The 11060-nt window shown below is 62.4% G+C and carries 10 protein-coding genes; all 10 read left to right on the top strand.

Annotation, left to right across the window (positions count from 1 at the left end):
* Positions 1 to 42 precede the first annotated feature (42 nt).
* A complete protein-coding gene (locus ACEOAC_RS21440; protein WP_413443445.1) occupies positions 43 to 1212 on the top strand; it encodes a polysaccharide biosynthesis/export family protein in 1170 nt (389 codons plus the stop codon).
* A complete protein-coding gene (locus ACEOAC_RS21435; RefSeq protein WP_006462891.1) occupies positions 1213 to 2028 on the top strand; it encodes an ABC transporter permease in 816 nt (271 codons plus the stop codon).
* On the top strand, positions 2025 to 2687 hold the full coding sequence (locus ACEOAC_RS21430; RefSeq protein WP_006462892.1) for an ABC transporter ATP-binding protein: 663 nt from the start codon (positions 2025 to 2027) through the stop codon (positions 2685 to 2687). Before ACEOAC_RS21435 ends, ACEOAC_RS21430 begins: the two co-directional genes overlap by 4 nt.
* On the top strand, positions 2684 to 3850 hold the full coding sequence (locus ACEOAC_RS21425; protein ID WP_413628574.1) for a chain-length determining protein: 1167 nt from the start codon (positions 2684 to 2686) through the stop codon (positions 3848 to 3850). The genes ACEOAC_RS21430 and ACEOAC_RS21425 overlap by 4 nt, the downstream gene beginning before the upstream one ends.
* 17 nt (positions 3851 to 3867) lie before the next feature.
* A complete protein-coding gene (gene wecB / locus ACEOAC_RS21420; protein ID WP_006462894.1) occupies positions 3868 to 5001 on the top strand; it encodes a non-hydrolyzing UDP-N-acetylglucosamine 2-epimerase in 1134 nt (377 codons plus the stop codon).
* 61 nt (positions 5002 to 5062) lie between these two features.
* Positions 5063 to 6325 (top strand): UDP-N-acetyl-D-mannosamine dehydrogenase, encoded by a 1263-nt coding sequence (gene wecC / locus ACEOAC_RS21415; RefSeq protein WP_413443426.1) that lies wholly within the window; start codon positions 5063 to 5065, stop codon positions 6323 to 6325.
* A 99-nt stretch (positions 6326 to 6424) separates the two neighbouring features.
* Positions 6425 to 7732: a glycosyltransferase family 4 protein gene (locus ACEOAC_RS21410; RefSeq protein ID WP_102661820.1), complete on the top strand. Its 1308-nt coding sequence runs from the start codon at positions 6425 to 6427 to the stop codon at positions 7730 to 7732.
* Positions 7722 to 8807 carry a glycosyltransferase gene (locus ACEOAC_RS21405; protein WP_413443427.1) on the top strand — a complete coding sequence of 362 codons (1086 nt, stop codon included), beginning with the start codon at positions 7722 to 7724 and terminating at the stop codon, positions 8805 to 8807. Before ACEOAC_RS21410 ends, ACEOAC_RS21405 begins: the two co-directional genes overlap by 11 nt.
* Positions 8808 to 8817: 10 nt before the next feature.
* On the top strand, positions 8818 to 10302 hold the full coding sequence (locus tag ACEOAC_RS21400; RefSeq protein WP_413443428.1) for a glycosyltransferase: 1485 nt from the start codon (positions 8818 to 8820) through the stop codon (positions 10300 to 10302).
* Entirely contained in the window at positions 10295 to 11059 is a 765-nt protein-coding gene (locus ACEOAC_RS21395; RefSeq protein ID WP_413443429.1) for an SDR family NAD(P)-dependent oxidoreductase, read from the top strand. The genes ACEOAC_RS21400 and ACEOAC_RS21395 overlap by 8 nt, the downstream gene beginning before the upstream one ends.
* The last annotated feature ends 1 nt before the right edge of the window (position 11060 follow it).

The following is an 11060-nucleotide window of genomic DNA, read 5'->3' as shown; positions in this document are numbered from 1 at the left end:
GCCCATAGCGATACCCAAGAAGATACCCAAGCCATGCATTCAATGACCCTCCGGGCGCGTCTTGCCCTTCCCTTTAGCCTGATCGCGCTGCTGGCCGGTTGCGCCACCATGCCAGGCTGGATTCCTACCTCCGGCGCCAGCCGTGCGCAGGTGATCGAAGAGCCTGCCTCGGGTCGCATCGAGGGTATCCAGCTGGTCGATGTGGATGATGCACTGGCACGCAGGCTGGCTGCCAGCCGCAAGCACGAGCAATTCGCCAGACTGTTCGACGGCAAGGCCGATGATCGTTACCTGGTGCGTTCCGGTGATGTGGTCGATGTCACCCTGTGGGAGACCCCGCCCGCGGTGCTGTTCGGAACCGTCTCCGCGGACGCCCATGTCAGCGCGACCACGGTGCAGCCAGTCGCCTTTCCTTCGCAGATGGTGTCCTCGGACGGCACCATCGGTATTCCCTTTGCGGGTCGCATCGTGGCCAATGACAAGACCACCGACGAGATCGAGCGCGAGATTGTGCGTCGCCTCAATGGCAAGGCCAACAGGCCACAGGTGATGGTGCGCGTGGGCAAGAACAATTCATCCAATGTGACCGTGGTGGGCGAGGTCAGCAACAGTGTGCTCCTGCCACTGACGCCGCGTCGCGAACGACTGCTGGACGCACTGGCCGCCAGTGGCGGCGTCAAGCAACCGGTCAATCGCATGGCCATCCAGCTTTCGCGTGCCGACCTGACCGCCTCCATGCCGCTGGACGCAATCATCCGCGACCCGCGTCAGAACATTGCCTTGCAACCCGGTGATGTGGTGACCGCGTTGTTCCAGTCGCAATCCTTCTCGGTGCTGGGGGCGACCGGCAAGAACGAGGAAATTCCGTTCGAGGCGGCCGGTATTTCCCTGGCCCAGGCGCTGGCACGCTCCGGTGGACTCAACGATAGCCGTGCCGATGCCCGCGGCGTGTTCATCTTCCGCTTCGAAGATCCCGCCCTGGTGCGCAGCGCCCAGCCGCTGGCTGTGGGTGTGGACGGCAAGGTGCCGGTGGTCTACCAGGTGGACCTGCGCGACCCGGCTTCGCTGTTCGTCACCCAGAACTTCCCGGTGCAGGACCATGACGTGATCTACGTCGCCAATTCGCCGGCCGCCGAATTCCGCAAGTTCCTCAGTCTGGTGGTCTCCGTGGCAGCCCCCAGTGTCACCCTGAACAATCTGATCAAAGACTAAGTGATCGAATCTTCTGACAATTCACTGGCTCCCCGGCAGCGCAGCGCGCTGTCGGTAACGCTGTCGGTCTGGCATGCGATCTTCCTGCGCGAGGCGCTGGATCGCCTGTTCGACATGCGCGCGGCCTGGCTGTGGCTCATCGCCGAGCCAGTGGTGCATATCGGCTTCATTGCGCTGATCTGGCGCTCGCTGCGCATCCAGACCATTGGTGGTGCCGACCTCGCGGTGTGGACGATGATCGGCATGCTGGGATTCTTCCTCTACCGTCGCACCGCCCTGCAGGTGAGTTATGCGGTCGAGTCCAACCTGCCGCTGTTTGCCTATCGCCAGGTCAAGCCTTTCGACACGGCGCTCATGCGCGCGCTGCTGGAGGCCTTCCTGATGGCGGTCATCAGCGCCGTGCTGCTGTTGGGGGCGGCGCTGCTGGGACACGACACGCTGGCCGTCGATGATCCCTTGCTGGTACTGCTGTCGGCAGTTGCCTTGTGGCTGTTCGCGCTGGGCTATGGCCTGGTGGCTTCGGTGCTCATGGCGCTGGTGCCGGAGAGCGAACATGTCCTCAAGCTGCTGATGATGCCGCTCTATCTGCTCTCGGGCGTCATCTTGCCGATGTCGGCCGTGCCTGAGCCTTATCGTGGCTGGCTGATGTACAACCCGGTCGCCAACGGCCTGGAACTGATCCGTCTGGGATACATGGAGAACTACCACGCAGTCGCCGAGACCAGTCTCGACTACCTGTTGATGTGGGCCTTGTCCAGTCTGTTCCTGGGACTGGTTCTGTACCGCCGCTTTGAACGAAAGCTGGTGATGCAATGATCCTGGTCGACGACGTTCACAAGCGCTACATGACGGAGCATGGCGTGGGACGCTGGGTACTGCGCGGCATCAATCTGCGCATCCCTACTGCGAGCAACGTTGCATTGATCGGCGCCAACGGGGCCGGCAAATCGACCTTGTTGCGCATCATCTGCGGCGCTGACCAGCCCAGCAAGGGATCGGTCCAGCGTCAATGCCGTGTGTCCTGGCCGATGGGGCAGGGCGGCCTGGAAGGCACGCTCACCGGACGCCAGAACGCGAAGTTTGTCTGCCGTGTGCATGGCCATCGCAGCGATCTGGCCGAACGTCTGCAGTTCATCCAGGACTTCGCTGAACTCGGGCCGGCTTTTGATGAGCCGGTCAAGACCTATTCGTCAGGCATGCGCTCGCGCCTGCAATTCGGACTCTCGCTGGCCTTCGACTTCGACGTCTATATCTCCGACGAAGTGACTGCGGCTGGCGATGCTGCCTTTCGGCGCAAGGCGGCAGCGGCATTCAAGTCCATGACCAATCGGGCCGGTCTGATCATGGTGGCGCACGACGAGCGCACGCTGCGCGATTTTTGCCAGTCCGGCATATGGATCCACGATGGTCGAGCCGACTGGTTCGACGACATTGAAGATGCACTGAAGGCATACAAAGAGACGTTGAACCCATGAGTAACATGCAAGCAGAAAATTCCCCAATCTCCGTCAAGGGCTCGCGCTGGGCGCGCCTGAAACAGGACTGGTTGTCCATCCGCATCTTCGGAAAGCTGATCCGTGTCATCGCTGTGCTGGCCGTGCTGATCAGCCTCTATTGGCTCTTTGTGGCCTCGGACCGATATGTCTCGGAAGCGACCGTGATCCTGCGCAAGACCGACTCCGCAGCCTCTGCGGCCACCGACCTTTCCGCCGTCACCAAGGGCATGCTGGGCATCAATCGGGCCGATCAGTTCCTGCTGCGGGAATACCTGCTGTCGGTGGACATGCTCAAAAAGCTCGACCAGAAACTGCACCTGCGCGAGCACTACAGTGACAGCGGGCATGACCCCTTCTCGCGGATGTGGCTGGGCCGCGATTCAATCGAGCATTTCCACGCCTATTACCTGTCGCGGGTCAGCGTGGAATATGACGACTACGCCGGGGTGCTGCGTATCGCAGTACAGGCGTACGACGCCAAGTTTTCCCAGGATCTGGCGCGTGCGCTGGTCCAGGAAGGCGAGCGCTACATGAACCAACTGGGCCATGAACTGGCCCAGGCGCAGGTCGATTTCCTGGTCGGTCAGGTCGATACCGCGCGCCTGCGGGTACAACAGACCAACCAGGCACTGCTGCGCTTCCAGAACAGCAAGGGACTGATCTCGCCTCAGACCACGGCCGAGGGCATCAACGCCATCGTGTCCAAACTGGAAGATCAGCGCTCCCAGATCCAGACCAATCTGGCCGCCTTGCCTCGCAACCTCAATGCCGATCATCCCAATGTGGTGATGCTGCAGAACTCGCTGGCAGCGGTAGACCGCCAGATCGCCCGCGAGCGCGCCAAGCTCGCGCAGCCCGAAGGCAAGACCCTGAACTACACCATGGAAGAGTACCAGCGGCTGCAGATGGAAACGGTGTTTGCCCAGGATATCTACAAGGCCGCGCTGGCCGGGCTGGAGCGGGGACGCTCGGAGGCTACCCGGATGATCGACAAGGTTTCCGTGCTGCAGACGCCGAACCTGCCGGAGTATCCGCTGGAGCCGCGCCGTCTCTATAACGCCTTCTTCACCTTGCTGGTGGCACTCATGCTGGCCGGCATCTTGAAGCTTCTCGAAAGCATCGTACGCGATCACGTTGATTGACCTATGGGGGGAACCAGATGAAAGTACTGACTGTTTTTGGAACACGGCCGGAAGCCATCAAGATGGCGCCGCTGGTCAAGCTGCTGGAAGAAACACCTAGCATCGATGCCAAGGTGTGCGTGACGGCGCAGCACCGGCAGATGCTGGATCAGGTGCTTGAACTGTTCGAGATCACGCCCGACTTCGATCTTGACATCATGAAGCCGGGCCAGACCCTGTCCGATATCACCCGTGAAATCCTGGCGCGCATCGAATCGGTGCTGCAGGAATTCCAGCCCGACGTAGTGCTGGTACACGGGGATACCTCCACGACCTTTGCCACGACACTGGCTGCGTACTACCGCAAGATCACGGTAGGTCACGTGGAGGCGGGTCTGCGCACCGGCGACCTGTATTCGCCCTGGCCTGAGGAAGCCAATCGCAAGCTCACCGGCGCGCTGGCGAAGCTGCATTTCTCTCCCACCGACATGTCGCGCCAGAACCTGCTGGTCGAGAACGTGGATGAAGGCAACATCGTCGTCACCGGCAATACCGTCATCGATGCCCTGCTGGCAGTGAAAGACAAGATCGACAGCGACGCCTTGCTGCAGCAGGAATTTTCGCAGCGCTTCGGGTTCATTCGCCAGGACGCCCGCGTGATCCTGATCACCGGCCATCGGCGCGAGAACTTCGGCGCCGGTTTCGAACGCATGTGCGGCGCAATCGCCGAACTGGCCGACCGCTATCCGCAGGCGGATTTCGTCTATCCGGTGCACCTCAATCCCAATGTGCGCGAGCCGGTCAACCGCATCCTGCAGGGCCTGGCCAATGTCCATCTGATCGAGCCCCTGGATTACCTGCCCTTCGTCTACCTGATGCAGCGCTCGCACCTGATCCTGACCGACTCCGGCGGCATCCAGGAAGAGGCTCCGTCGCTGGGCAAGCCGGTGCTAGTCATGCGCGACACCACCGAGCGACCCGAGGCGGTCACGGCCGGCACTGTCAGACTGGTCGGCACCAGCCGCGAAGAGATTGTCAATGGCGTGAGCATGCTCATGGACGACGCCGCAGCCTACCAGGCCATGTCGCGTGCCCATAACCCCTACGGCGACGGTCGTGCCTGCCAGCGGATCGTCGAAGCACTGCTGGCAAGGAAGGCCAGCTTGAACTGAGCGCCGCGTGCGGCGGGTTCCGCGGGTTCCGCGGGTTCCATTTCCAACGAAGGTAAAAGTCATGCAAGCAAGTCAGCAATTCAAGACCATCTCGGTGATCGGGCTGGGTTATATCGGTCTGCCCACGGCCGCGGTCTTTGCCTCGCGCGGGGTGAAGGTGATCGGGGTGGACGTCAACGCTCGTGCCGTCGACACCATCAATCGTGGCGAGATCCATATCGTGGAGCCGGATCTGGACATCGTGGTGCGCGCGGTCGTCACCGATGGCGCCCTGCGCGCCACCACCGTGGCCGAGCCGGCGGATGCTTTCCTGGTGGCGGTGCCAACGCCCTTCAAGGAGGGCTTCGAACCGGACCTGTCCTATATTGAGTCGGCGGCCCGTGGCATCGCCCCGGTGCTCAAGAAGGGCGATCTGGTGATCCTGGAATCGACCTCGCCGGTTGGCGCCACCGAACGCATGGCCGAGTGGCTGGCCGAGGCCCGTCCTGACCTGAGCTTCCCGCAGAATGCCGGCGAGGCCTCCGATATCCGCGTGGCGCACTGCCCGGAGCGTGTGTTGCCGGGCCATGTGCTGCGCGAGCTGGTGTCCAATGATCGCGTCATCGGCGGCATGACTCCGGCATGCTCGGCTGCTGCAGCAGCCCTGTACAAGATCTTTGTCGAAGGCGAGTGTGTCATCACCACGGCGCGCACTGCGGAGATGTGCAAGCTCACCGAAAACTCCTTCCGTGATACCAACATCGCATTTGCCAACGAACTGTCATTGATCTGTGACCAGCTCGATATCGATGTGCGCGAGCTGATCGCACTGGCCAATCGCCACCCACGCGTGAACATCCTGCAGCCGGGTGCTGGCGTGGGCGGTCACTGCATCGCGGTGGACCCCTGGTTCATCGTGCACAGCAATCCGGAACAGGCCAAGCTGATCCGTACCGCACGTGAAGTCAATGACTTCAAGCCGAAGTGGGTCATCGGCAAGGTGGAAGAAGCCATGGCGCAGGCCAGGATGACCGGCGCGGACGTGCGTATCGCCTGCCTGGGCCTGGCTTTCAAGCCGGACATCGACGACCTGCGCGAGAGTCCGGCGGTGGATATCGCTCATGAGCTCTCGTCCCGCTATGCGGGCCAGGTGTCACTGGTGGAGCCCAATATCGAGGCGCTTCCGGCCCAACTGGCCGAGGCCCGCCTGGTCGCGCTCGATACCGCGCTGGCCGAGGCCAATGTGATTGCCGTGCTGGTGGCGCACAAGGAATTCCGCGACCTGCGTTCCAGACTCAAGCCCCACCAGCGTCTGGTCGACGTGGTCGGTATCTCCAGGGCATGAAGCCAGCCCGGACGGCGAACGCGACAAGGTTCGCCCGCCGGCCCCTCCAGAAAGGTAACTATCTTGTTCTTGAAACGGCTCCGGTCAATGACCTTGACGATGGCGATCAATCGCCATCTGACGGTTTGCGCCTTGCGTTGGCTGGTCAAGCGCAAGGCACGCAGGGCGCCGGAGTACACCCCGCGTCCGGGTAGCCTGCTGTATGTGGCTGCCAGCGCCCTGCCTTATCACGTCTCCGGCTATACCAACCGGACCCAGGAGATCATTGTCGCGCTGCGCTCGGTCGGCGCCGATGTGAGCGTGATGACCCGCCCTGGCTATCCCTGGGATCGCAAGGACCGCGTCGTCGATGCCGGTCCTGACGCCACCCTGGTCGACGGCATCCTCTATCACCACAGCCGGAGCCCCTCCAACCATCGTCCGGTCCTGCAGTTTGCACTGCAGGCCGCGCCTGCCATTGCGCAACTGGCGGCCAGCCGCAAAGTGGCTGCCATCCACGCCGCTTCCAACCACACCAATGCCTTGCCGGCCCTGCTGGCGGCGCGTCGACTGGGAATTCCCTTCCACTACGAGATGCGCGGCCTGTGGGAACTGAGCCGTATCTCCCGTTCGCCCGACTTCGAGGGTAGTTGGGCCTTCCGCCAGGGGCTGGCACTGGAACGTCTGGTGGCGTCCCAGGCGGATCGCCTGTTCGTCATCTCGGAACAGTTGGGTAAGTACATCCAGCAGCATTGGGGCATTCCTGCCGAACGCATGACGCTGTTACCCAATTGCATCGATGCGGATCGCATTCCGGCGGCCGATCCTGCCCAGGCAGTGCCACTGACCATCGGTTACGCCGGCTCGCTGATCGTCTACGAAGGTCTGGATACCTTGCTGGAGGCCGTCGCCCGGCTCAAGCGTGAAGGCCTGGCGGTGCGCTTGCACGTGGCAGGCCACGGCGAAGCAGGCCAGGCACTGCAAGAGCAGGCGCGCCAACTGGGCATCGACGATGTGGTGTGTTTCCATGGCCGCGTCAGCGCCGTGCAGGCGCGCGCCATCATCGGCCGCTGCGCGGTGATCTGCATTCCGCGTCGTCCCTTCGAGGTTTGCAGGATCGTGCCGCCGCTGAAGCTGGTGGAAGCCCTGGCCATGGCGCGTCCGGTCGTGGTCCCTGATCTGCCGGTGTTCGTCGACGAGATGGGCAGTGATCCTGCCGGCTGGTTCTTCAAGGCAGGCGACTCCGCAGATCTTGCGCGCACACTCAGGGTGGCGCTGGAAGATCATGCGCAACTGGCTGCGATTGGCCAGCGTGCGCGTACCTATGCGATAGGGCAACGCCGCTGGCAGGGTTTCGTCGGTGCGGCAGTACCGGGTGCTACCCCTCGGGCGAGCGCCGGCAATATGGGAGCACCGCATGGTCGGTAGAGTCATTCGCGCCGTCGGTTCGCTGATATACCGCTTCCCCGAATTGCAGGAAGACCAACCGGCAGCCGGTCCCTTCGGTCAGCTCAAGATCGCGTTGGTCACCGACCACTTCACCGCCGACTGCCTTTCCGGAGAATGTCGCGTGCGGGCCCTCACGCCTGCCAACTACCGCAGCGTCATCGGTGAGTGGAAGCCCGATCTGGTGTTCGTCGAATCGGCTTTCCACGGCATACGGGGCAGCTGGCGCTACGAGCTGGCCCGCCAGCCCCGACTCCTGCGCCTGACACGACCGACGGCCATCTTCAGGCTGATCGATTTCGCCAAGGCCCGGGGCATTCCGACGGTCTTCTGGAACAAGGATGACGGCGCCTATTTCGAGCCCTTCATCGACGTGGCCAGGCATTTCGATTACATCTTCACCACCGACGAGACCTGCGTGCCCAGGTACCGTGCAGCCGCCCCCGGTGCGCGCGCGGTCAACACGCTGATCATGCCCTACCAGCCGGCTTTCCATCGTTTTGATGGCTTTCGCTTCACGCACAAGGAAGCCTGTTTCACCGGGAGCTACTATCGCCGCATCCTGGGGGCGCGTCGGGAATTCCTGGACAGCGCTTTCCAGGCCTGCGCCGATACCGCGCTGACGCTCAACGTCTTCGATCGCAATCACGACCGGCTTTCCCGGTACATCGAATTCCGCTATCCCCGCGGCAGCCACCTGAACGTACAGCGTGGCGTTGCGCATCGCCAGACGGCGGAGATCTACAAGCGGCATGTCCTCTCGCTCAATGTGAATTCGGTGACCGCGTCCGACACCATGTTTTCACGCCGCCTGCTGGAAATCCTGGCCTGTGGCGGCATTGCGGTGACCAATCCGAGCCGTTCAGTGGAACGGCACTTCGCCGATTTTTGCCATGTTGTGCGCAATCGGGAAGAGATGCAGGAAGTCTTCGGTCGTCTCAAGCATGGCCCGTCGTCTCTGGATCTGGAGCGTGCCGAAGCAGGCGCCCGTTACGTACGTGCCCATCACACCTGGTCACATCGGTTGCAGGAAGTCTGCGCCGTGCTTGGTCTCTGAAGGGCGCAGCGTGCTGGTCTCCATTTTTTCCTTCCTCGCCCAGGCCATTTTCTGGCTGGTGGTCTGCTATTTCTTCCTGTACGTGGGGCTGGAGCTGCGTGCCTTGCTGATCTCGCGCAAGACCGAGCGGCGCAAGCTGGCGCAGTTGACGGCGATACCGGCGCTGCCTGTGCAGCCACCCGCTGGCTATCCGCCGGTTACGGTGCTGCTGCCGGTCTGTAACGAATCTGCCGTGATCGAACGCCTGATCCACGCCGTCTGCCAGATGCAGTACCCGGCAGGCCAGCTCGAGATTCTGGTGCTGGACGATTCGACCGATCAGACCTCGGCGCTGGCGCAGCAGGCGGCCAGCCGCTACCAGGCTGCCGGTATCGATATCCGCGTGCTGCGGCGCCCCGACAGGAATGGCTTCAAGGCGGGCAACCTGATCCATGGCATCGAACAGTCGCGTGGCGAGTTCTTTGCCATCTTCGACGCCGATTTTTTGCCGCCGGCGGATTTCCTGCTGCGTACGATGCCTTGTTTCAGCGACCCGGAACTGGGCTTCCTGCAGACCGGCATCGGCTATGAAAACCGCGACCACTCCTTCCTGACGCGGTTCCAGGCCATGGAGATGGGCCACCAGCAATATGTGACCGTGGGACTGAGTGAAGATGGCGACATGGCCTCCCTCAGCGGAAGTTCCTGCGTCTGGCGCAAGCGCTGCATCGAGGCCGTGGGTGGCTGGAGCGATGCCACCGTGACCGAAGATGTCGACCTGGGTTACCGTGCCCAGTTCAGCCACTGGAAGTACGCCTACCTGCGCGATGTGATGTCGATGTCGATCCTGCCTGAGACCATCAGTGCCTTTCGCATGCAGCGTGAGCGTTGGGGGCGCGGCTTGATCCACAGCGCCTTCAAGCATGCCGGGGCCATGTTCCACCAGCGCATGCCGCTGATGCGAAGACTGCATGCCATCTCGACCATGTTTTCTTCGCTGCTGCTGGCTTCCATCCACGTGCTGGTCCTGTTGAGTCTGCCGTTGAACTATCTCCTGAACTTCGAGGCGGCCAGTGTCCAGTGGGGCGCCTTGCTGTTCTTCGTTCTGGCCGGCGTCTGGGGTATCGACAATGCCATCGGCGCCAGCAAGGGTGCGTGGATCAACGATAAACGCTCCCTGGGACGCATGGTCTGGGATTCCTATCTCTACATCGCGCTGTTCCTGCCGATGGCCTGGTACTACTTCTTCGGCGGCTGTCGCGCCCTGTTCGGCGTCTATGGCGAGTTCCACCGTACCCCCAAAGCCGGTGACGAACATCGCACGAAGATGCCTCGTGCCAATACCGCCATGCTGTTGGGAGAGATATTTACGTTTTTCTATTCGCTGGCGGCCGTGCTGGTTGCGCTGGACGAAGACAATTTTTGTCTGGTACCACTGAACGTGACCGTCTGCGTCGGTTTCGCGATGGTGCTGTACTGGTCCTGGAAGGAAAGGTTGAGCCGTGATCATGGCTGAAGAAGTACAAAGCACTATCGTCATCACCGGCGCCACCAGCGCCATCGGCGCTGCTCTGGCGGTGGCCTATGCGCGACCGGGCGTGCAGCTGGTACTACACGGGCGAAATGCGCTGCGCCTGGAGGAGGTTGCAGAGGGCGCCCGCGCACTTGGCGCGCAAGTCGAGTTGCTCAGCTTCGACCTGCGCGATTTCGCTACCCTGCGTGATGCGCTGTCGCGGTTGCCGGTCATCGACCTGCTGGTCCTCAATGCCGGGATCAATACCAGCACGGGTCCCGACGGTCAGGCCGAGCCCTGGGACGAAGTCGAGGCCCTGCTGGATGTGAACCTGAAGTCCGCCATGGTCGCCGTACATGCCGTCTATCCGGCCATGCGTGCGCGCGGTCGCGGCCAGATCGCCCTGATCAGTTCGCTGGCAGCTTATTTCGGCTTGCCGGTGACACCCGCCTATAGCGCCAGCAAGGCTGGGCTGAAAGCCTATGGTGAGGCACTGCGCGGCTGGCTCATGCCCTATGGCATCAAGGTCAGCGTGGTCATGCCCGGCTATGTCAAGTCCGCCATGTGCGACGACATGCCCGGTCCCAAGCCTTTCCTGTGGACGCCGCAGCGGGCGGCGGCCGCCATCAGGAGCGGTCTGCAGGCCAACCGGGCACGCATCAGCTTCCCGTTCCCTCTCAACCTGGGTACCTGGTTCCTGGCGGTGATGCCGGCCGGACTGTCGACCCGAATCGTTCGCTGGATGGGCTATGGACATTAAT

Origin of the sequence: Herbaspirillum frisingense (genome assembly GCF_047325095.1) — a bacterium.
Classification (GTDB): Bacteria; Pseudomonadota; Gammaproteobacteria; order Burkholderiales; family Burkholderiaceae_D; genus Herbaspirillum; species Herbaspirillum frisingense.
The sequence above is the reverse complement of the archived record's forward strand: the minus strand, read 5'-3'. Positions and strand labels throughout refer to the sequence as shown.